This window comes from Algoriphagus sp. (assembly GCF_039969895.1).
GTDB lineage: Bacteria > Bacteroidota > Bacteroidia > Cytophagales > Cyclobacteriaceae > Algoriphagus.
The window spans coordinates 18532-45288 of the sequence record NZ_JBDVMZ010000014.1 but is presented as its reverse complement, the minus strand read 5'-3'; the positions used below and the strand labels follow the sequence as shown (position 1 = coordinate 45288).

At 42.7% G+C, this 26757-nt stretch carries 19 protein-coding genes and 1 tRNA gene; 12 read left to right on the top strand and 8 right to left on the bottom strand.

The window, feature by feature from the left end; genetic code table 11:
• Positions 1-2: 2 nt before the first annotated feature.
• Positions 3-1055, top strand: coding sequence for an ACR3 family arsenite efflux transporter (gene arsB, locus ABJH64_RS11585; RefSeq protein ID WP_348334475.1), 1053 nt, complete (start codon positions 3-5; stop codon positions 1053-1055).
• Positions 1056-1098: 43 nt separating this feature from the next.
• On the opposite strand, the gene ABJH64_RS11580 is transcribed toward arsB, so the two are convergent.
• The 3 genes from ABJH64_RS11580 to ABJH64_RS11570 form a co-directional block, all read right to left on the bottom strand.
• The gene (locus ABJH64_RS11580) at positions 1099-1611 is read right to left on the bottom strand and encodes a DUF4943 family protein (RefSeq protein WP_348276050.1); all 513 of its coding nucleotides are present in this window, start codon (positions 1609-1611) and stop codon (positions 1099-1101) included.
• A 40-nt stretch (positions 1612-1651) separates the two neighbouring features.
• Positions 1652-1897 (bottom strand): hypothetical protein, encoded by a 246-nt coding sequence (locus ABJH64_RS11575; protein ID WP_348276051.1) that lies wholly within the window; start codon positions 1895-1897, stop codon positions 1652-1654.
• Positions 1898-2072: 175 nt separating this feature from the next.
• Positions 2073-3503: an alanine/glycine:cation symporter family protein gene (locus tag ABJH64_RS11570; RefSeq protein ID WP_348276052.1), complete on the bottom strand. Its 1431-nt coding sequence runs from the start codon at positions 3501-3503 to the stop codon at positions 2073-2075.
• 243 nt (positions 3504-3746) lie between these two features.
• Between ABJH64_RS11570 and ABJH64_RS11565 the strand changes: the two genes are divergently transcribed.
• Positions 3747-5009 carry a hypothetical protein gene (locus tag ABJH64_RS11565; protein ID WP_348276053.1) on the top strand — a complete coding sequence of 421 codons (1263 nt, stop codon included), beginning with the start codon at positions 3747-3749 and terminating at the stop codon, positions 5007-5009.
• Positions 5010-5098: 89 nt separating this feature from the next.
• Here the strand turns inward: ABJH64_RS11565 and ABJH64_RS11560 are convergent, their stop codons facing one another.
• Positions 5099-5455, bottom strand: a complete 357-nt coding sequence (locus tag ABJH64_RS11560) for a VOC family protein (RefSeq protein WP_348276054.1) — start codon at positions 5453-5455, stop codon at positions 5099-5101.
• A 258-nt stretch (positions 5456-5713) separates the two neighbouring features.
• Here ABJH64_RS11560 and ABJH64_RS11555 point away from each other — a divergent pair, with 258 nt between their 5' ends.
• From ABJH64_RS11555 to ABJH64_RS11540, 4 genes are all read left to right on the top strand, one after another.
• Complete coding sequence (locus ABJH64_RS11555; protein ID WP_348276055.1) at positions 5714-7057, top strand: Gfo/Idh/MocA family oxidoreductase; 1344 nt, start codon at positions 5714-5716, stop codon at positions 7055-7057.
• A gap of 379 nt (positions 7058-7436) precedes the next feature.
• Positions 7437-8786, top strand: a complete 1350-nt coding sequence (locus ABJH64_RS11550) for a DUF3748 domain-containing protein (protein ID WP_348276056.1) — start codon at positions 7437-7439, stop codon at positions 8784-8786.
• A gap of 1 nt (position 8787) precedes the next feature.
• Positions 8788-9732 (top strand): dihydrodipicolinate synthase family protein, encoded by a 945-nt coding sequence (locus ABJH64_RS11545; protein ID WP_348276057.1) that lies wholly within the window; start codon positions 8788-8790, stop codon positions 9730-9732.
• Positions 9733-9837: 105 nt separating this feature from the next.
• Positions 9838-11322 carry a sodium:solute symporter gene (locus ABJH64_RS11540; protein ID WP_348276058.1) on the top strand — a complete coding sequence of 495 codons (1485 nt, stop codon included), beginning with the start codon at positions 9838-9840 and terminating at the stop codon, positions 11320-11322.
• A 636-nt stretch (positions 11323-11958) separates the two neighbouring features.
• Here the strand turns inward: ABJH64_RS11540 and ABJH64_RS11535 are convergent.
• The 3 genes from ABJH64_RS11535 to ABJH64_RS11525 all read right to left on the bottom strand — a co-directional run bounded on the left by ABJH64_RS11535 (position 11959) and on the right by ABJH64_RS11525 (position 15106).
• Positions 11959-12032, bottom strand: a tRNA-Pro gene (locus ABJH64_RS11535).
• Positions 12033-12196: 164 nt separating this feature from the next.
• On the bottom strand, positions 12197-12577 hold the full coding sequence (locus ABJH64_RS11530) for a hypothetical protein (RefSeq protein ID WP_348276059.1): 381 nt from the start codon (positions 12575-12577) through the stop codon (positions 12197-12199).
• Positions 12578-12643: 66 nt separating this feature from the next.
• Positions 12644-15106 (bottom strand): TonB-dependent receptor, encoded by a 2463-nt coding sequence (locus ABJH64_RS11525; protein ID WP_348276060.1) that lies wholly within the window; start codon positions 15104-15106, stop codon positions 12644-12646.
• Between the two features lie 528 nt (positions 15107-15634).
• Here ABJH64_RS11525 and ABJH64_RS11520 point away from each other — a divergent pair.
• From ABJH64_RS11520 to ABJH64_RS11495, 6 genes are all read left to right on the top strand, one after another.
• Positions 15635-17377, top strand: a complete 1743-nt coding sequence (locus tag ABJH64_RS11520; RefSeq protein WP_348276061.1) for a GMC family oxidoreductase — start codon at positions 15635-15637, stop codon at positions 17375-17377.
• 3 nt (positions 17378-17380) lie between these two features.
• A complete protein-coding gene (locus ABJH64_RS11515) occupies positions 17381-18088 on the top strand; it encodes a gluconate 2-dehydrogenase subunit 3 family protein (protein ID WP_348276062.1) in 708 nt (235 codons plus the stop codon).
• Between the two features lie 230 nt (positions 18089-18318).
• The gene (locus ABJH64_RS11510; protein WP_348276063.1) at positions 18319-20922 is read left to right on the top strand and encodes an alkaline phosphatase D family protein; all 2604 of its coding nucleotides are present in this window, start codon (positions 18319-18321) and stop codon (positions 20920-20922) included.
• Between the two features lie 125 nt (positions 20923-21047).
• Positions 21048-22592, top strand: a complete 1545-nt coding sequence (locus tag ABJH64_RS11505) for a sulfatase-like hydrolase/transferase (protein WP_348276064.1) — start codon at positions 21048-21050, stop codon at positions 22590-22592.
• 78 nt (positions 22593-22670) lie between these two features.
• Positions 22671-24080, top strand: a complete 1410-nt coding sequence (locus ABJH64_RS11500) for a sulfatase (RefSeq protein ID WP_348276065.1) — start codon at positions 22671-22673, stop codon at positions 24078-24080.
• A gap of 75 nt (positions 24081-24155) precedes the next feature.
• On the top strand, positions 24156-25940 hold the full coding sequence (locus ABJH64_RS11495) for an arylsulfatase (protein ID WP_348276066.1): 1785 nt from the start codon (positions 24156-24158) through the stop codon (positions 25938-25940).
• 93 nt (positions 25941-26033) lie between these two features.
• Here ABJH64_RS11495 and ABJH64_RS11490 read toward each other — a convergent pair whose 3' ends face one another.
• Complete coding sequence (locus ABJH64_RS11490) at positions 26034-26654, bottom strand: phosphoribosylanthranilate isomerase (protein WP_348276067.1); 621 nt, start codon at positions 26652-26654, stop codon at positions 26034-26036.
• Between the last annotated feature and the right edge of the window lie 103 nt (positions 26655-26757).

The window sequence follows — 26757 nt, the reverse complement described above, 5'->3', positions numbered from 1 at the left end:
TCATGGCTCATAAAAAATTAAGCTTCTTAGATCAATACCTGACCGTATGGATTTTCCTTGCGATGATCGTAGGAGTGGGGATTGGTTATTTCTTTCCATCCAGCTCTACATATATCAATTCATTCAGCGTAGGATCTACGAATATTCCCATCGCTATAGGGTTGATTTTGATGATGTATCCGCCATTGGCAAAGGTAGATTACCGGCTATTGCCCAAAGTTTTTAAGAATGTTAAAATTCTTTCTATCTCGTTGGTTTTGAACTGGATAGTCGGCCCGGTTTTGATGTTTAGCTTAGCCCTCATTTTCTTACATGACTATCCAGAATACATGGTGGGATTGATTTTGATTGGCTTGGCGAGGTGTATTGCGATGGTGTTGGTGTGGAATGATCTGGCGGAAGGAAGCAGTGAATATGGAGCAGGGCTGGTGGCTCTGAACAGTATTTTTCAGGTGTTTGCGTATAGCTTTTATGCCTGGATATTTATTACAATTCTTCCTCCGTATTTCGGTTTTGATGGAGCGATAGTCGATATATCAATTGGGACTATAGCAGAAAGTGTAGCGATTTACCTGGGGATTCCATTTTTGATGGGGATTTTGAGTCGAGTTATTTTGGTGAAATCAAAAGGTGAGAAATGGTACAATAACACCTTTATTCCGGCGATTTCACCCATGACTTTGGTGGCTTTGCTTTTCACGATTGTGGTGATGTTCTCGTTGAAGGGTGAGCTCATTGTGGAGATTCCTATGGATGTAGTGAGAATCGCGCTTCCGCTACTGATCTACTTTGCGTTGATGTTTGTGATTGGATTCTTCTTGACAAAAGCCATGGGAGGAACTTACGATAAGTCTGCTGCGGTGGCATTTACAGCAGCTGGAAATAACTTTGAACTGGCGATAGCTGTGGCGATAGCAGTTTTTGGATTGAATTCAGGCCAAGCATTTACCGGAGTTATTGGGCCATTGGTGGAGGTTCCCGCGCTGATTCTGCTAGTTCGAGTGTCGTTTTGGTTGAAGGAAAAGTATTTTGATTCAGCTACCCGGGAATTATGACAGATTTCGAAATTCAAACTACATGGTTGATAGGGTAGTCAAATTAATGCCAGCGATATTCAGTAGAAAGTAAGGGATCAATTGCTTTGAAATTTTCGAAGCCTTTATCTTGGTTGTTCTCCCACCAGTCAAAGTAGGATTGAGCTACTGTTGCACGAACAGCATCGCTTTGTTCTATCCATCCAAAATCTACCTTAGTTTCTACAACTGGATTTTGGGATGGGAAGGTTTGAAAGAGGAATTGAGAGTTTGTAGCGCGAGCTCGGACAGATTCGATGGTCCATAGAACATACATGCCTAATGAGCATTCTAAAGTCAATGAGGATGAAAGCGTATTGACAGGAAAGTCTTTGATTGGTTGGCTTTCATTTCTATAAGCTAGAAGTGCTGGTATGTCACTAGAAGAAAAATCTGGCAACTGGTCAGCAGTGTACTTTCCTTGCTTTAATAACTCTACATATTTTTCCACTGAAATAACGGAGGGATCAGAATCATCCTCACATCCTAGAATTGTGAGCAGAAAGAGGCAGGTGAGGAGGGTTTTTAGAGTTTTCATAGTTTTAATTCATTACTTGACAGAAAATTCTCATTTTATTCTAGATTGAAATATGAAGATTTCTACCTGACTTCATTGCACTGATATTTCTCTTGATTTCCAGCCATATACGAGTTTTGAGGATCAAGCGCTTGAACCAATTTTTCTCCAATGACAATTCAGGCTTGTATTTATCCTGTATCTGTCTCTTCAGTTGATGGATTTTTTTTCTGAATTCGCCTGAACTTTCCCAACCTTCTTTACCTCCCTCAAAAATGCTGACTGTTCGTTCGCTGTTAATTTTCATTTCTTTGATACCTTAGTGCTCAATGTCTTACGGGTAATACTTCAAAACAAATTACTGCTATTGGTTAAATAAATTCAAAAAAAGCCGACAAATTAGTTTGCCGGCTTTATATGTTCTTTTGAGAAATTGATTGTGTCCTCCGCGTTGTCCTCTGCGAACACTGCGGTTAAATTATCTAATTCTTTTTCACCCAGAAATCAGCATTATCAATCCCTGCATCCTTGGAAATAAACACAGGATCCTTGCCTTCTTTTTTCTGACGCTGGTAATCTTTCAGCGCTTTGAAAGCTGGCTTTCGAAGCAGGATAATTGCAATAATATTCAGCCAGGCCATCAAGCCCACGCCTATATCACCCATGGTCCAAGCCATCTGTGCAGTTTTGATCGTTCCGTAGAAAGTGGCTACCAATATTGCAAGTCTAAGGACCCATATAGCCCATTTATTAGTGGTGTTTCTGATCAAATAGCTAAGGTTGGTTTCAGCGATGTAATAATATGCCATGATCGTGGTGAAGGCGAAAAACAATAGAGAAACTGCAATGAAACCTGCTCCAAGAGATGGAAACTGAGATGCCACAGCAAACTGTGTGTACTCTGGCCCGAATGCCACGCCCGGAAGATTCTCGACTATAAAGCCACCTTCGGGATTCACTACATTGTATTGCCCAGTGAAGAGAATCATCAAAGCTGTAGCAGTACAGACAAACAAAGTGTCCACATACACAGAAAAAGACTGTACCAATCCTTGTTTCACAGGGTGGCTCACTTCAGCTGCAGCTGCTGCATGCGGAGCAGTTCCTTGACCTGCCTCGTTGGAGTAAATACCTCTTTTGACTCCCCATGCGATAGCCATACCAAAGACGCCACTAAATGCTGCCTCTAGGTTGAAGGCAGATTTGACGATCAAAGCAAAAACAGCTGGCACTTCAGTGATATTGATTGAAATAATGATCAGCGCCATCAGGATATAGGCTCCAGCCATAAATGGAATAACTACCTCAGCTACTTTGCTGATTCTTTTTACCCCTCCAAGGATAATCAACCCCATCAAGGCTGTAATGACAATCCCGGTGTACATCACTGGAATTCCGAAGGCATTGTCCACGCTTAAGGCGATACTGTTACTCTGTACACCTGGCATGAAAACCGCCGTAGCCAGGATGGTAGCAAAGGCAAACAACATGGCATACCACTTTTTGCCAATGCCTTTTTCTATGTAATAGGCAGGACCACCACGGTATTCTCCGTCGTTTACTTCTTTGTAGATCTGACCCAACGTAGATTCCACAAATGCCGAAGATGCGCCCAAAAAGGCAATCACCCACATCCAAAAGATGGCTCCAGGGCCACCCATAGCGATAGCAGTAGCTACGCCTGCGATGTTTCCGGTTCCTACTCTTCCTGAGATCGCTATGGCAAATGCCTGAAAGGAGGATACTCCCTTCTCGGATGATTCTCCATTGAAAAGGAGCGTGACCATTTCTTTCAAATAAGTGACTTGAAGAAATTTAGTAGCAAATGAAAAATAAACTCCGGCAGCCAGGCAAAGAAAAATTAGTGCGTTACTCCAAACGACCGCATTTATTGATTCTATAATTTCGTTCATAGTGTGTTTTTAAACTAACAGTTTTTAATTATTAGTGAGATTTGGGCTTTTTTAGATCTTCGAAGAAAGTAAAAATTATGCGAAGTAAGCAGAACATTCGTTTTAAACGGGTGTATTTTTTGATTGATAGCCTTTGAAAATTAGGCGATATTAGAAAAAGCTTACTTTTTATCTAGCTTATTTACTCAAGGTTTTTCACGTGATAAAGTTAGTTTTGCTTTCTCAAGTAATTACTCTTCATCCATGAATTCGGTAAAAACTTCTGCTCAATTTCCAACACCTGAAAAAAGTTATGTACGCTGGGGGCTTTGGCTCTTTTTGATCTCAGCGCTGTTGGGAGCAAGTATGCGGTTGTTTTGGGTGGTCGAGTTACCCTTTTACGAATATACCCATGTGCTTCATGCGCATTCTCATCTTGCCATGCTCGGGTGGGGATTTACGGTCATTTGTACACTTTTCATCTTTTTTCTATCTCCGCATCTCCGCCACCCAAAAGCTTATCGCAGGCTTTTGTTGACCAATGTCCTGGTAAGTTTATTAATGACAGCTGCCTTTGTGGTGAATGGGTACACGATTTTGAGTATTTCATTGCTTACCGCACACCTGTTGATTGCTTACAGAATTGCCTATTTGCTATTCTATGATCTCAATAAACTTCCGAACAAAACGGCTTATGTATTTGGGAAATGGGCGATTTTTTGGATGATTATCTCTACGATTGGCGTCTGGTTTTTGCCCGTGGTGATTGTGAATTTCGGCAAACTCGATCCCTTGTATTTCGCCAGCATAGAGTTTTTCCTACACCTACAGTTCAATGGTTGGTTTGTATATTCGGTGTTGGTATTTCTGTTTTTGACCCTAGAGAGAAAAGGGATTCTGCTGATTGTCCGGAACGCTGAGTTCTGGTTATTGCAACTTTCCCTTGTGCTCACCTATGGTTTGCCTGCGTATTGGTCCTATCCAATTCCCATACTTAACTACCTCAATGGAATAGGTGTGGTGATTCAGCTGTTAGTTTTTGGGAAAATATTTCTTCCAGTCGTGAAAAAATGGATGAATTTAAAACATGAAAAAGCAGACCTGAGCGATGTCTTGATAAACGTAGGTTTGCTGTCTCTATTGATCAAAACGGGAATTCAATTCACGCTAATACTTCCTTCTTTTTTAGCTGCCTCGGCTGAAATCCGCCAGTTTTTTATCGGTTTTATTCATTTAATAATGCTGGGTGTATTTACCTTAACCTGCTTAGGTGTATGCCTGCGGTTTGGTCTTATTCCAGCCAATAAAGTTTCCAAAGCGGGGTTATGGATGCTTATGTTCGGGTTCGTTTCCACCGAGCTAGTCCTGTTTTTGCAAGGGATTTTGCTTTGGAATTCGCTGGGGTTACTTCCATTTTATCCGCTAGTCATTCTGGGATTTACTATTTTTCTCCCCGTAGGTCTAGCTTTTGTAATTGCCTCCTACTACTCAAACTCCAAAAACACAACAGCTATTTCTCTGCACTGAGGGTGAGGATTTTTGATTTAAGGGGAAAAGCTAGGAGTTGATTCATGCGTTCTCTACTATCATCCTCGATAGTGTAAGGCAAGAATCAATTAATCAAATTCAATCAACTCAAATCTATTTCCCCAGGGATCTCGAAAAAAGCAGCGGTCGCGGCCTTCTATCGCTGAGGAAAAGCTGATTTCAATAGCTTCTTGTTGCAAGAATAATTTGATCGCCTTGAGGTCTTTGACCACAAATGCAGCGTGTCTTGCCGAATTGCTTTGATGCACGTCTTCCTCACGAATATGCAATTCTATGTTTCCCATCCATACCCAAATCGCACCGCTAGGATGATCGCCCGGAATTTCTTTTAAAGCAAGTTTTTCTACATAGAAGCGTTTCGCCTCTTCTCGGGTTCCTGTTGGGATGATGATTAAAACATGGTCTATTTGCTCAATTTCAAACATTTTGAATAGGGGGAAATGATTATGGGTTGTTCGGGCTAAGTTAGAAGTTCATTTAGGAATAATTTATTCAATTACTGAATACTTGAAATAATTACTAAGTCTCCTTTGCTTTTGTGTTCATTTTGATAGACCGTTGCCAGTATTTACCAAACATCCTATCATTTTTTACTTTCTATTCTGAGATCAAAGTTGCAGATTGTGTTTCCAGCAAAAATGCTGAGTATGATCCTACAACCAAACCCCTAACAGCCTAAGATTATGAGCAAAGAACCATCAAGAAGAACTTTCATCAAAAAGACAGCAATTGCTGGATCGGCAGCTTTGGTGCTGCCTACCTTTATTCCCGCCTCCGCTTTTGGAGCGAATGACAGAATCAATGCCGCTGTACTGGGAATCAATGGACGGGGCAAGAGTCATATTCAGGGATTTATGGCTCAAAATAATGTGCAGGTCACTACGCTCTGCGATCCTGACATGAACTTGTTGACTGCCGGGCAGAAGACATTTAAGGAAAAATACGGAACAGATGTAGCGCTGGAGCAAGACCTGAGAAAAGTGTTCGACAATAAAGATATCGATGTAGTCAGTCTAGCTACCCCAAATCACTGGCATGCATTGGCTACGATCTGGGCTTGTCAGGCTGGGAAAGATGTCTATGTAGAAAAACCAGGCTCCCATAATATTTCCGAAGGTCGAAGAATGATAGAGGCAGCAGAAAAATACGATCGAATCGTGCAGCATGGAGTACAACTTCGTAGCTCTCCAGCGGTGCAGCAAGCGATCCGATTGATGCGGGAAGGTTATATTGGAAGAGTTTATATGGCTCGCGGGTTAGTTTTTAGAATGCGTGGAGATATTGGTATCAAAGGCCCATCTCCCGTACCAGCAGGTTTGGATTATGACTTGTGGACTGGGCCTGCACCTAAGGCACCTTTTACCCATGATTTAGTTCACTACAATTGGCATTGGCATTTTGACTATGGCAATGGAGATGTAGGGAATCAGGGAATTCATGAGACGGACCTTTGCATGTGGGGTTTGGATGTAGGTTTTCCTACCAAGATCACCTCTATGGGTGGCAAATACCTTTGGAAAGATAGCAAAGAGACACCTGAGGTGCTGACTTCCATTTATAATTACCCTGATGAAGATAAAATCATCCAATTCGAAGTTAGGCCTTGGTACACCAATACAGAGGACGGTGCGACAGTGGGTAATATTTTCTATGGGGATAAAGGCTACCTGGTGGTCGATGGTTATGATAAATTCAAGACCTACTTAGGAAATGACCGTACGCCGGGAATATCCGGCGACGATGGGGGAGCCGCAGCTTCAGGCATGGATCGGGGAGCCGGAGGTACTGATGGTCATTTCACCAACTTCATAGAGGCTGTTCGAGCACATGATAAGTCTATTCTCAATGGCCCGGTAGAGACTGCCCATCTTTCTTCTGGATTGGCTCATTTGGGTAATATAGCTTACCGACTTGGACGCGTGCTGGACTTTGATCCTAAATCGGAGACCTTTGTCAATGACCCCGAGGCAGACAAGATGCTGACTCGAGAATACAGGCCCGGATTTGAGGTGCCGGATAAAATTTAACCAGTAAAGGAATAAACCAAACAACGGCAGAGTCAATACTTCTAGGGTCAAAATGAATTGAGCTTTTCCAACGAAATGTCACCTCAATGACTTTTGGAAATTGATCTCTGCCTTTGTTAAGATTACCACTGGAAAGCGTATCTGTACCAATCATCTGTTTTTGAATTCATCCAATGCGTATTCCAAAGTGGCTTTATCAAAAACAACAGGTAAGAGACAGTCTCCTTCTCACCTGGTCACTAAGTATGGATTACTATGCTCTTCGACAGATGGACTTTTTGTTCAGCAAGGGCAATTATCCCTCATAGCAATGTTGAATTCAAGGCTAGTTCCTCTACTGTTTTTAATTTTTGTACAATGCAATACCAAGACTCCAAGCATGAGCAGTGATTCTTTTTCCAGAGAAATACATGAAGTCCAACTGACCAATGTAGCAAGCGGTCACTTTTTGAATCAGCGTCAGGCTTTTTCTCGGGATGATCAATGGCTCGTCTTTGACAGTAGAAATGACGAAACGAAGATCGGGGAGAATGGCGCCATTCAGCTAGTGAATGTGAAAACAAAAACTATTCGAATGATTTACCAGCTAGATAACCAAACTGTTTTTGGGCCAGGTGTAGGAGCTGCAAGTTTTCATCCTATCAAAAATCAAGTGGTTTTTATTCATGGATTAAGGAATGCCTCGGAGCAAACTCCTTATGGATTCACCAGAAGATTTGCGATGCTAAGAGATCTGGATGATGCCAAAAAATCGATACCCTTAGAAGCTCGGAATGTGCGGGAACCTCTTACAGCTGGATCCTTACGTGGAGGTTCGCATGCTTATTCCTTTAGCGCAGATGGACAGTTGGTTAGCTTTACCTATAACGATGCTATTTTAGAACAGGAGTCCAAAACAAATCCCGCCATCGTGGACCTGCGCACGGTGGGAGCATTTCTGGTTGGACAAGGTGTGAAAATCCATGGAGAAGTGGATGCAGAGAACTTTGATGGCGCTGGTTTCGCCATCTTGCTGGCGGAAGTTTATCCTAATCCTGAGCCTGGATCAGATACTATTAGCAAGGCTTATGAAGAGGGTTGGGTAGGGAACTCAGGCTATATTACTGCAGCTGGTACTACTCAAAAATATGCGTTGGCATTTTTGGGAGATGTGGTTTCTGCTTCTGGTGAGAAAGTGACTGAAGTATTCATTGCTGATATTCCTGATGATTTTCAAAGTCTGAGGGGATCTGTGGAGGCTGGAAATAGAATGATACTGCCTACTATTCCCAAAGGTGTGAAACAACGCAGGCTGACATTTACCACGACGAAGAAAAACCCTGGAGTGCAAGGTCCCCGGCAATGGATCCGAAGTTCTCCCGATGGATCTGAGATTTATTTTTACCAAAGAGACGATGCAGGAATCCTTCAGATCTGTGCTGTTTCTCCAAATGGAGGTGAAGTCAAAGCTATCACAGCGAATAACTTTTCTGCAGATACTGGTTTTGCGCTCAGTTCAGATGGTAAATATCTCGCGTATGGGTCAAATGAGGCTATCTATGTAACTGCTGTGGCCAATGGAAAAACTCAGTTGGTTTTGACTGCGCCCACAGATTCCGCTCAAGCATTGAGCAATATTAACTGGTCCAACACCGGCTACTTGCTCGCTTATAACCGCAAAGTTTACCAAAATGCTACTTTCTTTTTCCAGATATATACCGTAGATCTCTCCACCTTACTCAACTCCTAACATGTCGATTTCATCTAAAAATAGAATTCCACTTCGAGGAATTATCCCGCCCATGATCACGCCCTTGAATACTGATGGATCTTTGGATATTCAAAGCGTGGAAAAACTGATTGAACACCTGATTTCTGGTGGAGTTCACGGGATATTTATTCTCGGTACTACGGGTGAGTTTTCGGGATTGAGCTATAATCTACGTCGAGAACTTATCGTAGAGACGTGTAATCGCGTGGCCGGAAGAGTGCCTATTCTAGTTGGAATCACGGATGTAGCCTTGGAGGAAAGCATTTCTTTGGCAGCTTTTGCAGCTAGTGCTGGAGCCTATGCGGTGGTAGTGGCTCCACCATTTTACATGAATATCGATCAGCAAGAGCTCTGTGTGTATTATGAAAAGTTGGCTGATGCGATATCCCTTCCTATGTATCTCTACAATATGCCTTCTCATACCAAGCTTACGCTGGACCTAGCTACGGTCATCAAACTTTCAGCACATGAGCGAATTATTGGGCTGAAAGACAGCTCTGCACATGGAGTTTATTTTCAATCGCTTTGCCACGCTTTCCAGGATCAACAGGAATTCATGTTGATGGTAGGCCCAGAGGAGATGATGGCAGAAACGGTTCTGATGGGCAGTCATGGTGGGGTTTCCGGTGGAGCAAATCTTTACCCGAAACTTTATGTGGCGCTGTACACTGCGGTGGTAGATAGGGATTTTAAGAAAATTAAAACGTTGCACGCCTGCGTGATGGAAATCAGCAGAAATATTTACCAGGTCGGTGATTATAAGTCCAGCTATCTGAAAGGATTGAAAACAGCGATGTCCTTTGCAGGTCTATGTCAGGCAGCTTTTGCATCTCCATTGTATATCTTTTCAGCCCAGGAAGAGGCGGAATTGAGAAAAAGAGTTGAGAAGATTGAAGTGATGTTGAAAGAGAATGAGCTTGTGTAATCGTAGTCATTATCAATTAAGAATTTTATTAATTGAGTGGCAAGATTTCGTAAAATCATAAATCTAAAGCTGATTTCTCCTACACCCTAAAACACCTAAACCCACATGGATTTGCCAATTATAGATTTAGTCGTTTTCTTAATTTACATGGCCGCGATCGTGGGATTTGGGATTTCTTTTTCCTTCCGGAAAAGAACTGCCTTAGAATACACTACGGGTGGGGGAAGGCTTCCGAGTTGGGCGATTGGGATGTCAATTTTTGCTACGTTTGTAAGTAGTATCAGTTTTTTGGCTTTGCCTGGAAATGCGTATTTGTCCAATTGGAATGGCTTTGTGTTTAGTCTTTCTATTCCTTTTGCAGCGTGGATAGCAGTTAACTATTTCGTGCCACTGTATAGAAATCTCAAAAGCGAGTCTGCCTATTATTATTTGGAAACCCGCTTCGGATCTTGGGCGAGAATCTATGCTTCGATCTGTTATTTACTTACACAGCTCGCTAGAATGGGTGCGATTATGTATTTGTTGGCACTTCCTATGAATGCCTTATTTGGCTGGAGTATTCCGATGATTATTAGCTGCACGGGGATTTCAGTGATAGTCTATGCGATGCTTGGAGGGATTGAAGCGGTGATTTGGACGGATGCGATTCAGGGAATTGTGCTGATAGGAGGGGCGTTACTTTGCTTGGTAGTGATTTTATTTGCCATGCCGAATGGCCCAGGAGAAGTTATTACCATCGCTGCCGAGGCAGATAAATTTAGTCTGGGAAGTTTCAACTTCAACTTTGTGGAATCCACCTTCTGGATGATTTTGATATATGGCTTATTCATCAATCTTCAGAATTTTGGGATTGATCAAAGCTATGTTCAGCGGTACATCACTGCCAAAACAGAAAAAGAAGCGGTAAGATCCACTTGGTTGGGGAGTCTGCTGTACGTTCCGGTTTCCTTGCTTTTTTTCTTTATAGGGACGGCCCTGTTTTCCTACTATCAGGCTTTTCCGGACTTGCTACCGGCAGAATTACGGCTGGCAGAGAATGCTGACAAGGTGTTTCCTTATTTCATTGTCTCAGGACTACCTACAGGGGTGACGGGGATTCTGATTGCTTCTATTTTTGCCGCAGGCATGAGTACGGTATCTACCAGTATCAATAGCTCAGCTACGGTATTTCTCTCAGATCATTATCGGAAATATATTCATCCTCATGCCACTGAAGCAGAATCTTTGCGTGTTTTGCGGGTGAGCTCTTTTGTGATGGGCGGATTAGCGATTATGGTAGCGCTCGCTTTCAATGGTGTGACCAGTGCTTTGGAAGCTTGGTGGGCTCTTTCCTCTATTTTCAGTGGAGGGATTTTAGGTTTGTTCTTATTAGGCTTTGTGGTGAAAAAAGCCACGAGCAAAGCAGCAGCGATTGGTGTTCTATGCGGCGTGGTGGTGATCGGATGGATGAGTCTTTCTCCGGTTTTATGGAAAGGGACTAGTTTGGAAGGATTTCAGAATACGCTGCATACCAACCTGACGATCGTAATGGGGACCATGACGATTTTCCTTGTTGGATTTTTGCTAACAGGTTTTCTTACTAAAAAGTAAACCGGTGGAATTGATTTGCTTTTAGAAATGTCGAAATCGATAGCATTTTAGGGAAAAACTAGGCACTGAAATGCAAACTGATTTAACCCGATGGTCTAGGTACATGGGGAAGTTAGCCCTGCTTTTTTTGCAACTTGAATTATTTCCTCAATCAAAATTTCATCAAACAAAAAAGCGCTAAGAGAAGCGTTTAAGTTGGCGATACTAGCAGGTAATTTTTCAGTTAAAAACTTATAGGTAGTTCTGTTTCAATCCTATTTGGTGTGGATTCGGTATTCGAGGGAGTGGTCGGTGAGGACACAGACCAGGGAGAATTAGATTCAATCCTATTTGTTAAAGAAAAGAGAGCGCTACTTGCAGAATTCATCTAATTGGAAAGCGCTTAAGGAGATGTTTTGTGACTTTGGATGACGAATATGTAACCAAACGAAAAGAAATGGGCAAGGTCATTTTTCACTTAGCAAAATTGGCTATCCATCTTGGGGAGGTAGCTCTTTTTTTATTGAGCTATTCGCTAACGAAATGTAGCCTATTGTTAGATGAGGAAGAAAATACAGTAAGCATTTAGAGCCTAAAGATTTTTGGAAAAATAATGAGCACAAAAAAAGCTTCTGAAATTAATCAGAAGCTATAAAGTCGGGGTGGCAGGATTCGAACCTACGACCTCCACATCCCAAATGTGGCGCGATACCGGGCTACGCTACACCCCGAACTATTTAATTTTGACTCTCGACTTGTTCTTGAATCGGATGCAAATGTAGCAAAATTTACTTCTGGCAAACACTTTTTGCTAAATCAAATCGAAAAAAAATAAAGAAATTTTTGATGGTTTTTTGCCTTGATTTCAATCTCCTTGAAAATGAGTTCGATAACTCTAATTCTTTACTACCAGTTCCATTAGTAAATATATATTGTCAGGATTTGAATCATCTATATCGAGCTTGTAAGTATAATAGCCTTTGGAAAGTGGCGTCTCTCCTACGTAATCAAAAGGCTGAATTCTCAATTCTGTACCATTGGCTAGTAGGCTTACGAATCCGTAGCGATAGGCAGATTCAAATTCTTTATACTCTGATTTTTTACCAGCTTTGACATCACTAAATTCTACAGGTGTGGATCCAGAGCTTATCCTGATATCCTTAAAATCTACAGAGGAGGCATTTTCGACGCGAATCAAAATGCCTTCAGGATCTGGATCGTCGATGCAGGCTGTGACTAAAAATAGTGTCAAAAAGAGACCAAAGAAATTTTTCATAACAACAGTTTTCTCCATTACGGGTCAATAGCACGCTTCGCTACTGTTTATCAGTTTGATTTTTACCTAAAACTCCTGCTCGCCAAACTCACTCTTGATGAATTTGGAGTTGTTTTTCAGCTTGTTGAACGTATAGCTAATATTGAGTTGTATCACATCGACCTCATAGACATAATTGGTCGTGGTGTAAAATTCACCCTCTTGCCATGTAGTGATTCGTTGCTCATTTGTAGGAAGTAGTCCCATATCGATATTTTGCCACTGCATAGTTGCGCTGAGTCTTCCATCCAAGAAGGTTTTCTTGATATTCATGTTAGGTGAAAGAAAGCGTGAATCTTCTCCTTGCGCGGTATTGGTAGGAGAAAGGTAATTTACAGCCAACTGAGCTTCCCAGTTTTTGCCGAAGTTAAAGCTGGTGTTTGCATTGATAGAGTAAATCCAGCTTTCGGTATTAATAGGTTGGTTGTCAAATTCTCCCTTAATAGAATAATGATACACATTTGCGCCAGCGAAAATCTGCCACCAATCGGTAGGGTTCAGCTCCAAACCTGCTTCCAAACCAATCGATTTCCCAGTTCCCACATTAGAGTAAATTCTATTTAAGATAGTGTCATTATATACGGTATTGACGCGGTTCACCAGGTTTTGTACATTCCTGAAATAGGAAGTAGCTGTAAATAAATTGTCCCCAAAGTTTTTAACCACACCTAATTCCACCAAGTCAACAAACTCAGGCAAAAGCGTAGGATCACCTTGCTCTAACGTTTCGGAATGCTCTCGCTCCGGAAATGGATTCATCTTGAAAGTAGTCGTTCTTTCTACGCGTCGAGAGTAAGAAGTCTTGAGTTGCAGTTCATCATTCAACGAATAGTGCAGACTTGCTGAAGGGTATAGCTTCACAAAATCATACAAGTAAGTCGTATCTACTGTCCCGGCTTTGTCAGTCAAGTCCAGTGTTCTATCCATGATTTCTAGCCTTGCGCCCGCTGAGTAGCTCCACTTACCTTTAGTGCCTGTTAATTGCCCATAAGCGGAATGCAGAATTCTGTTCAAATCAACTGTACTGGAGAACTCCGGAACCAATTCAAATTCACCCGTTTCATTGTTTTTTCGCTCATAAACGAAGTCGCCGGTATGATTCAGGAATCGGTATTGATAGCCGAATTCCAATGTTCCAAAGGGCTTAGGCGCTGCTTGATAATCAACCTGAAACCTTGTTCCATGCAGAGGGTTGTCGTTGGTATTATACTCGTCTTGATAAATAATACTGGTGTCGGGGTAGCCCAAATTGCGATTAGTAGTAGGCCCGCCTAGCATGGTGTATTCATAGAGAAAAGAGCCTGAAAGCTGAGATTGGTTGGGAAAAATATGGGCGTAGTCCAAGCTGCCAAGTACGAAGTCTCCTCGGCGAATTCTAAGGTTTTCATTATAGTATTGCATCGTATAAAGCCGCTCTCCATTCACTACGGCGTGATTGTCGTAATAAAGTATGTCAGCCGTTCGATCCGCAGTCTTTTTCCCAGCATAAAAACCCAGGCTAAAATCATTCGATTGATTAGGTGTAAATCCCAGCGTGAATCTTCCAGAGTAGGTTTTGGCATCAGTGCTTCTTTCACCGTCCGACGGGAAATAAGTCGTAGTATCTCCACTAATGGTATAGACTTCACCTTCTCTGCGGCCATTAGTATCATTTCGTTGGAAGTTACCGCCTAGAGAAAGATCCCATTTGGCTTTTTTATGGTTCAGCGTGAAATCAGCCCCATAGCGCTGCGGATTGTCTAGATTGTCGTATGGCTGAATGCTTGGCGCTCCTATTTTTGCGTTTACTTGTAGGAATGTTCCGTCAGTGACGCCTTTTTTCGTAATGATATTGATGATTCCAGCTTTGCCTTCCGGATCGTATTTGGCTGAGGGAGAGGTGACCAGTTCTATGCTTTCTAGTGCATTGGCAGGAAGTTGGGAAAGTAACGCTTCGGGGCTTGATTGCGTAGGTTTGCCATTGATCATAACCACAAATCCGCTGCTGCCCCGAACAGCTATTTCCCCTTGACCATCGATACTGACAGAAGGGAGATTTCTTAATACATCTGTAGCTGTTCCTCCTTGACTTGTGAGAAAGTTCTCAGAAGTATATACCAGGCGATCTACCTTATTCATCGTAGTGAATTTCTTTCCAGAAACCTCCACCTCACTGAGTAACTGCTGATCGGGGCTTAAAAAAATTGTACCCAGATCCTGAAGTTGATTTTTCGAAATAGAAATCCCTGAAATTGTTTTTGTGGTGTAGCCAAGAAATTGAGCAAGTAGGTAGTATGCGCCTGGTTTTAGATTTTCAACGACAAACAGTCCATCTTGACCTGTCACCACTCCAGACACTAGGGTGCTGTCTTTGAGAAGATATATTGACACACTAGCGTATTCCAGTGGGTTGTTTTCAGATTGGTCAATAAGCTTTCCTTTTACTCCTGATTGAGCAAAAATAGCCGTGATAAAAAATGAGATTAAAAGGGTAAGTAGTGTTTTTTGCATTTTAATTGGTTTCTAGACCGCAGAGACTGGAGTTTAGGATTGGAGTTTTATTAATAGTGAATCCGTGATAAATGGTTTTCTCGCTTGTCGAATTTAGCCTACACCTTGCAAGAAGGTATGTCGTAGTATCCTGTTTTGATTTATTGAATTCCGCGAATCTTACAAAAATGGAGATCAGAAAATCAGGATTTTATTTAAAAGGCAAGAGCAAGATATTTTTAGTCAATATGTACTCAAACCAATTAGAATCCATTTATCAAAAACTATCATCTTATCTATCAAAAGCCAAAGAAGAGCTTCCATGCCCAGTAGAATTAAGATTCTGCATATTCCAAGGCTATTTCAAATTTAGATTCGATGGGATTTTTTGATTTTAGAAAGTGTAGCGGTTTTGAACCCGGAATTTTTGAAAGGTTCTAAAGAAATAATTGTGTTTATTTAGGATTGGTAGAAATGGAATAGAGGGCAGTGCTACTCTGATTTTCTCTTTCAATCACGTATTCACTTCAAAAAATAAAATTCTATCCAATGAGTTTTCAAATCAAAAATTCTGGTGAAGCCTATGACGTTATTATCGTAGGTTCAGGAGCAGGAGGTGGGATGGCCTCCAAAATTCTCTCAGAAGCAGGACTTTCTGTTGCTGTAGTAGAAGCGGGTGGCGATTTTGACCCAGCCAAAGAGGAAGATCGTACGCAGCTAAGACCACCGTGGGAGTCACCACGTAGAGGCGCCGGCACGAGGATCCGACCTTTTGGCGATTTTGACGCAGCCATTGGTGGGTGGGATATCGATGGAGAGCCTTACACTAGAAAAAATGGAACTCAGTTTGACTGGTTCCGATCCAGGATGGTCGGCGGAAGAACGAATCACTGGGGCCGTATTTCTTTACGTTTTGGGCCTAATGATTTTAAGCGCGCGAGTATCGATGGGTTGGGGCATGATTGGCCTATTGGGTACGATGATTTGAAGCCGTATTATGACAAAGTAGATAAGTTGATCGGTGTATTTGGTACCAAAGAGGGGATTTATAATGAGCCGGATGGCTTTTTCCTTCCTCCTCCTAAGCCCCGACTACATGAACTTTACATGAAAAAAGGAGCAGATAAAGTGGGAATTCCTATGATTCCATCCCGTTTATCTATGCTGACTAGACCTATCAGCAAGGAAAGAGGAGTATGCTTTTTCTGTAGTCAATGCAACAGAGCTTGTCAAGTATATGCAGATTTCTCAGCTGGAACGTGCTTGGTTCACCCGGCCATGAAAAAAGGTAAAGTTGACCTCTACACCCACTCCATGGTAAGGAAAGTGACCACAGATGAAAGTGGTAAAGCAACAGGCGTATCTTTTGTCTCCAAAGAGGATATGAAGGAGTACAAACTGAAGTCTAGAGTAGTTGTGCTAGGTGCATCAGCTTGTGAATCAGCGAGAATTATGATGAATTCCAAGTCTAAATCACATCCGGATGGTGTAGGCAACAGCTCGGGAATGGTAGGCAAATACCTCCATGATTCCACCGGAACAGATCGAATGGCTATCGTGCCTAGCTTGATGGGTCGTGAGCGATACAATGAAGATGGTGTAGGTGGGCTGCATATGTACACGCCGTGGTGGGGAGATAATAAGAAATTGGATTTTGCCAGAGGCTATCATATCGAGTATTGGGGTGGAATGGGCCAACCTGCCTATGGTACAGGAGGAAGTATGGACTCTATGAGAAAATACATCACGGACGAATTCGGCGCACCTAGTCCAAATGGAGGCTACGGCACGGGTCTCAAAAAAGATATCAGGAAGCTCTATGGCTCTACTATGGGAATGTCCGGTAGAGGAGAAAGTATCCCTATGATTGATAATTACTGTGAGATTGATCCAAATACGGTGGATAAATATGGAATTCCTGTTTTGAGATTCAATTACAACTGGACTGATCAAGAGGTAAAGCAGGCAAAACACATGCATGATACTTTCGAAGAAATCCTAACTGAAGCAGGAGGAATTTTGCTTGGCTCAAAGCCAGGTCCTGAAACTAAGTATGGCCTTTTAGCACCAGGAAGAATCATTCATGAAGTGGGTACCACTCGCATGGGTAATGACCCAGCTACCTCCGTACTAAATTCAAACTGTCAGGCACATGATTGCGACAACTTGTTCGTAGTGGATGCAGGTCCATTTGTGTCTCAGGCTGATAAAAATCCAACCTGGACTATTTTGGCTTTGGCATGGAGAACTTCCGATTACATTGTTTCTGAATTGAATAAGAAAAACATTTAAACCATGAATAGAAGAGAAAATCTCAAATTACTCTTTACCGGCTCGGTCGGTACAGGTTTATTATTGGCAGGTTGTTCTCCTGAAGAGCAGGCTTTGCCAGTAAATGCATTATTGGCTGGAGGCACTATTGGAGGCAGGACACAAGAGGAGAAGGAACGTGATCAAGAGTTACTTTCAGAAACGTTTTTCACTGAAGAAGAGCGTAAAAAATTAAGCACTCTAGTGGATATTATCATGCCGAAAGACGACGAATCTCCAGCAGCTACTGAGGTGGGCGTGGTTGATTTTATGGAATTTATCATGAAGGATATGCCTTACTACCAGACACCCATGCGTGGTGGATTGATGTGGTTAGATTTCGAAGCAGATGAGAAATTTGGCAAGTCATTCAATGCGCTAAGCGAATCTGAAGTCATTACCATCGTAGATGAAGTGGCATGGCCGGATAAAGCTACCCCAGCATATGAAGGAGCAGTTCGCTGGTTCAACATGCTTCGCAACCTCACGTGCTCAGGTTATTTCTCTACTCCTGAGGGTTGGAAATACATAGGCTATGTAGGTAACCAGCCTAATGCTTGGGATGGAGTTCCTCAGGAAGTAATGGAAAAGCACGGCGTAAAATTGGAAGAAAAATACATTCCTCAATACCTCAAAATGGCGGATCGTGGTACCGTTATTCAATGGGATGACGATGCAAATATCATTGGGTAATTGAAGTTGCCTAGTAAGAAATAGAAAGCCAATGGATGAGAGTTCATTGGCTTTCTATTTATTTTATTCGTTTAGCTTTTAGTATGAGTTCTAAGTGAAAACTCGACAGAAATAGGTCTAAGAAATGCAGCCTAAAATATTTCCATCGAGTATGTCAGCCATTTATCCTAATTTAATTGGTATTTAGGGCAAATTGCCCAAATTTACTTTTTAACCACTTTCTCAGACTTATGAAACGCAGATCTGCTGTCAAGGCAATGGCTTTAACCACCTTTTCCACGCCATTTTTCTTCTCTCAAGGATTCACTAGTATCAAAAAACTTCTGGGCTCAGAAGAGGCGGGATTCAAGAGCAACTGGGAAAACTGGCCAGATATGAAGTGGATTGGCCCAGAATTTTGGGGCAATAGACTGCAGGACTGGGAGATAATTGGAGGAAAAGCCGAATGTAACATCTCAGCACCCAATCGAGCTTTGCACATTCTTACCCATCAGTTGGGCGAGGAGAAGAAGGACTTTCAGCAGTCAGTGACTATTGATTGGAAAAATCTAAGTTTGAAAGGAATCAGCGGGGCTTATGTTGGTTTTAGGTTGGGAGCGAAGGGAATTTTTGCCGATTACCGTTCGGCAGCTGTATTTGGAAAAGGGTTGGACGTTGGGATTACCGGATCTGGGCAACTGATGATAGGCGATAAGCTAAGTGATGAAAAGTTGGATTTATCCGCACCAATATCACTTACTTTAAAAAGCACCTTTGTTCAGGGGAAATATTCCTTGATCCTGTCAGGATCGAACGAAGGTGATTCCATCGCATTAACTTCTGAAGGGATTGAACATCAGGATCTGCAAGGCAATCTGGCTTTGGTTTCTCATTGCCCAAAGGAAAATCAGGATTTAACCAGTTTAGCTGCATTTTCTGATTGGGTTTTTCAAGGAGAGAAAATCGTAGAATCCCCTGATCAGGTTTTTGGCCCTATCTTTTTTGCTCAATATACTTTACATCAAAATACCCTAAAGCTCACCGCACAACTTGCACCTTTAGAGCAGATTACTGGTTTAAAAGTAGCTTTTCAAATCAAACCTGGAGCTACTTGGGAAACCGCGCAAATTACGGTACTCGATCCGAACGGTAGGATCGCAAATTTTAAAATAGAGGATTGGAATCATGAAAAAATGATTCCTTATCGAATCCGAATAGACATTCCGCTGAAGGATACTAACCAGGAGTTCTTTTATTACGGGGAAATCGCCGCGCAGCCTAAGACCGATGAACCATTAAAAGTCGCTGTCTTCAGCTGCAATGCAGACCATGGTTTTCCGGATCAGGAGGTGGTAAATCACGTGGTAAAACATAAACCTGAGATGGCTTTTTTCCTAGGAGACCAGTTTTATGAAGGCACTGGAGGCTTTGGAATACAGACGAGCCCGTTAGAGAAATCTTACCTAGACTATCTGCACAAATGGTATATGTTCGGGTGGTCTTACCGCGATATCTTTAGGACGATTCCTACTGCTATTATTCCTGATGATCACGATGTCTATCATGGCAACGTCTGGGGTGAAAGCGGCGCGCATGCTCCTACGGATGAAGGTTGGGGTTACGTAGCACAAGATCAAGGTGGCTATAAAATGCCTGCCGAATGGGTAAACATGGTCCAAAATTGTCAGACAAGCCATCTGCCAGACGCCCACGATCCTACGCCCGTGAAGCAGGGGATCAATGTCTATTACACTGATTGGGAATATGGGGGAGTGAGTTTTGCTATTTTGGAGGATAGAAAATTCAAGTCTGCACCGAAAAACGTCTTGCCTGAAGAAGCCAAGGTTATGAATGGCTTTATCCAAAACCCCGAATTTGATATTAAGAAGTATTACGATATTGACGCTGAGCTGTTAGGGAAAAGACAACTTGATTTTCTTCAGGATTGGTCAGAAAAATGGAATTCAGGAGTACAGATGAAGGCTGTTTTGTCGCAGACAAATTTTTGTACGGTCGCTACTTTACCCGAAGGAAGCATTATTGATAGCATAGTGCCTAGTTTGCCTACTCCTGAAAAAGGTGAATATGTCACTGGCGACGCACCTACCACAGATATGGATTCGAATGGCTGGCCACAAAAAGGTAGGGATGAAGCAGTTCGAATTATCCGTAAAGCCTTTGCATTGCACATCGCTGGAGATCAGCATTTGGCGAGTACAGTTCAGTATGGAGTGGAGGAATTCCGAGATGCTGGATATGCATTTGCCGGTCCGGCTCTGAACAACCTCTGGCCAAGACGCTGGTGGCCAAAAGTCCCAGAGGGTCATGAGCCGTTCAGGCAGGGGGCCAAAAATACAGGAGATTTCGAGGATGGCTTCGGAAACAAGATGACTATCATGGCCGTCGCCAACCCTTACAAATCTGGTTTTGAACCAGCCAGGATATACGATAGAGGGACAGGCTATGGAATCATTACGTTTGATAAGAAGGATCGCACGATGAAAATCGAATGCTGGCCAAGAAATGTTGATCCTATTTCCAACCCAACTGGGCAATATGAGGGTTGGCCGCTGACAGTGACCCAGCAGGACAATTACGCCAGAAAGGCTGTGGGATTTTTGAAAACCTTGAATTTGGAAGGTGTTGATAACCCTTTGGTTTCAGTCTATAATCAGACTACCGGGGAATTGGAATATTCGATTCCAGTACATACTACTACGTTTGAGCCGAAGGTCTTTTCCCATGATAAGCACCGAGTAGAAGTGCGAGAACAAGCTAATGGCTCGGTGAAAACCTATGCAGGACTCGTGGCAGGACTCGGTGAACAGGAAGTGATTGAAGTGAAGTTTGGCTAAGAGAAATCTTATTGACAGCTAAGCAAAATCGATCAAGGATGAAAGTTCAAACTAGGTGAGAAATAGCTGATAGTGCTTAAATTTTTAAAAATTTAGATTAAACAAAATAGTGAACTATGAAAATCATGATTAAGGTCGTACTTGGACTGTTAGGGATCACCTTGCTGATGAGCTGCAGCAAGTCAGAGAAGAGTTCCTCCCTAATGGATGACAAAAAACCAAATATCGTCATTATCTACATGGATGATTTGGGGTATGGTGATATGAGTGCGTATGGCGCTACTGAGCTTAGTACGCCGAATATGGACAGGCTGGCGAATGAGGGAATTCGCTTCACCAATGGCTATGCGACTTCGGCCACTTGCACGCCGAGTAGGTATGCTTTGTTGACTGGGGTTTATCCATGGAGAAATAAGGATGCGAAAATCCTTCCCGGCACGGCGCCATTGCTGATCAGTACTTCCCAGATGACTGTTCCTAAGATGTTGAAAGGTCAGGGTTACCAAACTGGCGTAGTAGGGAAATGGCATCTAGGTCTTGGGAGTGGTGACGTAAATTGGAATGAGCACATTAGCCCAAGTCCCAATGAAGTAGGTTTCGACTACAGTTACATCATGGCCGCCACACAGGATCGAGTACCTACGGTCTATATAGAAAATGGGAAAGTAGTGAATCTAGACCCGAATGATCCTATAGAAATTAGCTACGACCAGAACTTCGAAGGCGAGCCAACTGGCAAAGACAATCCAGAGCTAACGACTATGAAATGGCATCACGGCCACAACAATAGCATCGTGAACGGTGTGCCGAGAATTGGTTTTATGAAAGGTGGAGAAGCAGCCAAGTGGTCTGATGTGGACATGGCGGATCACTTTTTGGAAAAAGCTCAGAGCTTCGTAAAATCTCACAAGGACGGTCCATTTTTCCTTTACTACGCTTTCCAGCAGCCGCATGTGCCAAGAACTCCTCACCCGAGATTTGAAGGAAAATCGGGTATGGGGCCACGAGGAGATGTTATTTTGGAAGCGGACTGGATGATTGGTGAATTTATCAAAACATTAGAGGAGGAAGGCTTGCTTGAGCATACCTTGGTGATTTTCTCTTCTGATAATGGCCCGGTATTGAACGATGGCTACTATGATGATGCCGTGGAGAAAATCGGGAATCACAAACCAGCCGGTCCACTCAGAGGTGGAAAGTACAGTTTGTTTGAGGCGGGTACGCGAGTACCTTTTATGGTTTATTGGAAAGGAAAAGTTCAGCCTCAGGTATCAGACGCATTAGTCAGTCAACTTGATTTGCTAAGTTCTCTGGCTTCCTTGACAGGTAGTACGGAAACGACAGCTGATAGCCAAAACCTCCTTTCTGCTTTTCTGGGAGAGGAAAAAAATGGCCGGTCTGAATTGATTTTGGAGGCTACAGGAAGAACGGCTTTGAGAAAAGGCGATTGGATCATGATTCCTCCGTATAAAGGGGCAGCGAAAATAGAATCCGTAAATATTGAGATCGGTAACGACCCCAACTATCAATTGTATAACCTCAGAGATGATATCGGGCAAATCAACAACTTGGCGGAATCAAACCCTGAGAAATTGGAAGAGATGAAAGCTTCTTATGCTACTATTATAGGTGGTAATGAAGCTAAAATCGAAGATGTGGTATTGAAGTAAATCAAATTCTGTATTTTGGAGGAGAAAGTTCCTGACATGGGTGAAATGTCAGGACTTTTCTTTTAAAACCATCAACCTATGAAAATACACCTATTCCTCACTCAGCTGTTTTTTGTATCAGTCCTTTGCTCTTCTCAGCTTTTAGCGCAAGCAGTAAAAGATTCCAAGCCCAATTTTATCATCATTTTTACCGATGATCAGGGGTATGGAGATTTGGGAACTTTTGGTCATCCTACCCTAAAAACTCCTCATATAGACCAGATGGCAGTAGAGGGGCAGAAATGGACGTCTTTTTATGTAGCAGCCAACGTCTGTACGCCGAGTAGATCAGCGATTTTGACCGGGCGACTTCCTGTGAGAACCGGGATGTATAGCAATAATAGACGGGTGTTATTTCCAGATTCTGATGGGGGATTGCCAGCCTATGAAAATACAATTGCAACCCTGCTCAAAAAGGAGGGATATGCGACAGCAGCAATAGGGAAGTGGCATTTGGGACATTTACCTCAATACTTACCCACTAGCCATGGATTTGATTCTTACTTTGGAATCCCCTACAGCAACGACATGGATCGGATAAACGACATCACGACTAAGGAAGCTTTTGGAAATTCGAAAATTGAATACTTCAATGTCCCCTTGATGAGAAATGAGCAGATTATCGAGCAACCTGCAGATCAAACAACCATCACCAGGAGGTATGCCGAGGAGGCAGTCAAATTTATTGAAGCCAATAAGGAACAGCCATTTTTTCTGTACCTCGCCCACAATCTGCCTCATGTGCCGCTTTTTGCTTCGGATGATTTCCTTGGAACTAGTGAGCGCGGCCTGTACGGGGATGTCATCGAGGAGATTGATTGGTCAGTAGGGGAAGTTCTTCAAGCTTTGAAGCAGCATGGACTGGATGATAATACCTACGTCGTTTTCACTTCTGACAATGGGCCTTGGTTAGTTTACAATGAGCAGGGTGGTAGTTCAGGATCTCTGTTTGGGGGAAAAGGAACCAGTTACGAAGGTGGCGTCCGCGTCCCAACGGTGATCTGGGGACCTGGTAATGTGAAACCGGGCGTGGTATTTAAGATGGGAAGTACCTTAGACCTTCTGCCGACTTTTACTTCCCTTGCTGGCGCAAAAGTGCCACAGGATAGAATTTATGACGGGTTTGATTTGAGTCCAGTTTTCCGAGGTGAAAAAGCTATACCAAGAGATGAAATGTTCTATTATCATGGTGACAGACTTTTTGCGGTACGAAAAGGTGAATTCAAAGCTTATTTTTACAGTAACAACCCAGCCGGGTATCCTGAGAAACTTGTCAAACTGGAAAAGCCGACACTTTTTAATCTGGGCCATGATCCATCGGAGCGTTTTGATTTAGCAGATTTGCAGCCGGAGGTCGTAGCGGATTTGGTGGACATTGCGCAAAAACATGCCTCAGGAATGGTGATCGGTAAATCTCAGCTGGAAAAAAGAATAACCAAAGTGGAGTAGGCGATTAGCTAGTTAGCTTACAGGGCATACCCATTTGTTAGTTATTCATACCATATTATCCTATTAAACCAAGCCATGAAAAGTTCACAAAACCTCGTTTATATCAATTTGATTCTACTTGGGATAGGGATGCTTTTTTCCCAATCCTGTACTTCAGAAACGCAAGAATCTCCAAAGCCAAACATAATCCTCATTGTAACGGATGATCAGGGTTGGGGAGATCTGGGGGTCAACGGAAATCCTTATATCAATACCCCCAACATCGATCAGCTGGCCAACCAAGGAGTTCAATTCACAAGATTTTATGTAAATCCTGTTTGCTCACCTACTAGAGCGGAGATTCTGACGGGAAGGTATCATCCTCGCAGCAATATTTATTCTACCTCAGAGGGAGGGGAGCGAATGGATCTGGACGAAAAAACCATTGCTGATATTTTTCAAGCCAATGGATACAGCACAGCTGCTTTTGGCAAATGGCATAACGGCTCCCAATCCCCCTATCATCCTAATGACCGTGGATTTGAGGAATTCTATGGCTTCACTTCAGGACATTGGGGCAATTACTTCAGTCCCATGCTGGAGCGTAATGGGGAAGTGACCACCGGGAATGGATTCATCATCGATGACCTGACAGACCATGCGATGGAATTTATCGAGAAAAGTTCTGACCAACCTTTCTTCGTTTACCTAGCTTACAATACACCGCATAGCCCTATGCAAGTGCCGGATGTATGGTGGGACAAATACAAAAATGCTCCCATAGATACTACGCATCGCTATGCAGATAAAGATATTTTGGATAAAACACGAGCCGCGTACGCCTTGTGCGAAAATATCGACTGGAATGTGGGTAAGATCATGAGCCAATTGGAAAGGTTAGAATTGCAAGAAAATACCCTCGTCATCTACATGTCTGACAATGGTCCGAACGGCTGGAGATGGAATGACGGATTGAAAGGTGTCAAGGGAAGTACGGACGAAGGTGGTGTGCGCTCACCATTCATTGTTTTCTGGAAGGATCATCTGAAGCCACAGTTAATTGCTCAGGTGGCAAGCGCGATAGATATTTTGCCTTCCCTAGTAGATCTGGCAGGGATCACAAATCCTTTCGACAAACCGCTGGATGGTGTGAGTTTGAAACCACTTCTGATGGGATCTGACGAAGAATGGAAAGACCGATACGTCTATAGTCACTGGAACGGAAATGTGAGCATTCGAAATCAGCAATATATCCTCGATAAGGATGGTCAACTTTATGACTTAAGCACAGATCCTGGTCAGCTGAATCCCATAGCTGAACCATCTCAAAACGTAATGTCTGAATTAGTAAGCGCAAAAGATGCGTGGATAAACTCCGTGCTTTCAGAACTCAATCGAGATAGAGAGGAGATTTTTCCAGTAGGATATAAAGAAAGCAAATTCACCTTGCTACCAGCCAGGGATGGTCTGCCGCATGGAAATATCAAGAGATCCAGCATTCATCCCAATTCCTCGTTTTTCACCAATTGGAAAGCCAAAAGCGATAGTGTAACCTGGGATACAGAAATTCTCACTTCAGGGAATTATAAGGCGACGATTTATTATGCCTGTGCAGAATCGGCGGTAGGTTCTTCGATTTTATTGAGACACCAAGGGAATGAAGTGTCCACAGTAGTGACAGAAGCTAATGAGTCAGATTTTGTGGCTGTGGAGTACGATCGTGTAGCCCGCGATGAATCCTTCGAAAAGGATTTTAAACCCTTAGAGTTGGGACTGATACAGTTGGAGAAAGGGCGTCACCCCCTTGTGCTTAAGGCTTCAGAAATCGCAGGGCCAGAATTCATCGAGGTTCGGTTGCTCGTTTTAGAGCGAGTGGATTAGCAAGTATTAGAAGAGTCTTTCTCTCTAATGAGGTACTCAAGTTCAAAGAGTATAGGTGCTGGCGAATCTTCGCTTTAGTTGGTCAATCGTTGACTAATCCTCTACTTCCAATGTCTCGAGGATATCAGCTAACTCGTCGAAGTCTTTCAAACCAGGTTTGATTTCTGTACCACCAGTGAGTGATATTCCATAGAGATTTAGCTCCTTTATGACTTCATGAACAGTGGAGGCGCTAATTCCTACACCCAGAATCACTTTGCAATTTTCGCTAAGGATTTTAATCGATTCTTTGTCATCCTTATCCAATTCCTCGGTTTCTGAAGTGATATGAAAAATTATTCCAGATTGGTCTAGGCGAGTAGCCACTTCCTGTTCGATGTGCCTTACTTCCTTTAGATCCATTTTATAAATCAAGCCAAAACCCTTTCCTTCCAATGCCACTAGAGGCTCTATTCTATCGTGCTCTACCCATTTTATAGTGGGATAATTCTCCAGTGTATTCACAATTTCATCCACACTATAAGTTAGAAATTCTCCTACAAACTCAAGCCCAGAGACCCAGCCTGTGATTTCACTGAACTGGGTAGGTGAGATGAATTTTTCAGATTCGTTTTCTAGGGAAAAACCCAACAAATCAACATACATACCTGAGCAATATCTGGCGTCTGAGAGATTTGTGATACCGCTTATTTTTACAAAAGTGCTTAATGCCATGGTTCAAATTTTGAATCGGCTAAGTTATGCAGGATGATTGGCTTGAAAAAAGTATTTCGAAACTGTATGAACTGAGGCTTACCCGAAAATTGAGAAAATACTA

Excerpts from the sequence above, each read along its gene's own strand:
- ABJH64_RS11530 (WP_348276059.1), bottom strand. The coding sequence starts at position 12,577 with ATGAAAAATTTCTTTGGTCTCTTTTTGACACTATTTTTAGTCACAGCC.
- ABJH64_RS11570 (WP_348276052.1), bottom strand. The coding sequence starts at position 3,503 with ATGAACGAAATTATAGAATCAATAAATGCGGTCGTTTGGAGTAACGCA.
- ABJH64_RS11560 (WP_348276054.1), bottom strand. The coding sequence starts at position 5,455 with ATGTTTGAAATTGAGCAAATAGACCATGTTTTAATCATCATCCCAACA.
- ABJH64_RS11495 (WP_348276066.1), top strand. The coding sequence starts at position 24,156 with ATGAAAAGTTCACAAAACCTCGTTTATATCAATTTGATTCTACTTGGG.
- ABJH64_RS11575 (WP_348276051.1), bottom strand. The coding sequence starts at position 1,897 with ATGAAAATTAACAGCGAACGAACAGTCAGCATTTTTGAGGGAGGTAAA.
- ABJH64_RS11550 (WP_348276056.1), top strand. The coding sequence starts at position 7,437 with ATGAGCAGTGATTCTTTTTCCAGAGAAATACATGAAGTCCAACTGACC.
- ABJH64_RS11510 (WP_348276063.1), top strand. The coding sequence starts at position 18,319 with ATGAAACGCAGATCTGCTGTCAAGGCAATGGCTTTAACCACCTTTTCC.
- ABJH64_RS11580 (WP_348276050.1), bottom strand. The coding sequence starts at position 1,611 with ATGAAAACTCTAAAAACCCTCCTCACCTGCCTCTTTCTGCTCACAATT.
- ABJH64_RS11555 (WP_348276055.1), top strand. The coding sequence starts at position 5,714 with ATGAGCAAAGAACCATCAAGAAGAACTTTCATCAAAAAGACAGCAATT.
- ABJH64_RS11505 (WP_348276064.1), top strand. The coding sequence starts at position 21,048 with ATGATTAAGGTCGTACTTGGACTGTTAGGGATCACCTTGCTGATGAGC.
- ABJH64_RS11540 (WP_348276058.1), top strand. The coding sequence starts at position 9,838 with ATGGATTTGCCAATTATAGATTTAGTCGTTTTCTTAATTTACATGGCC.
- ABJH64_RS11515 (WP_348276062.1), top strand. The coding sequence starts at position 17,381 with ATGAATAGAAGAGAAAATCTCAAATTACTCTTTACCGGCTCGGTCGGT.
- arsB (WP_348334475.1), top strand. The coding sequence starts at position 3 with ATGGCTCATAAAAAATTAAGCTTCTTAGATCAATACCTGACCGTATGG.
- ABJH64_RS11525 (WP_348276060.1), bottom strand. The coding sequence starts at position 15,106 with ATGCAAAAAACACTACTTACCCTTTTAATCTCATTTTTTATCACGGCT.
- ABJH64_RS11500 (WP_348276065.1), top strand. The coding sequence starts at position 22,671 with ATGAAAATACACCTATTCCTCACTCAGCTGTTTTTTGTATCAGTCCTT.
- ABJH64_RS11545 (WP_348276057.1), top strand. The coding sequence starts at position 8,788 with ATGTCGATTTCATCTAAAAATAGAATTCCACTTCGAGGAATTATCCCG.
- ABJH64_RS11565 (WP_348276053.1), top strand. The coding sequence starts at position 3,747 with ATGAATTCGGTAAAAACTTCTGCTCAATTTCCAACACCTGAAAAAAGT.
- ABJH64_RS11490 (WP_348276067.1), bottom strand. The coding sequence starts at position 26,654 with ATGGCATTAAGCACTTTTGTAAAAATAAGCGGTATCACAAATCTCTCA.
- ABJH64_RS11520 (WP_348276061.1), top strand. The coding sequence starts at position 15,635 with ATGAGTTTTCAAATCAAAAATTCTGGTGAAGCCTATGACGTTATTATC.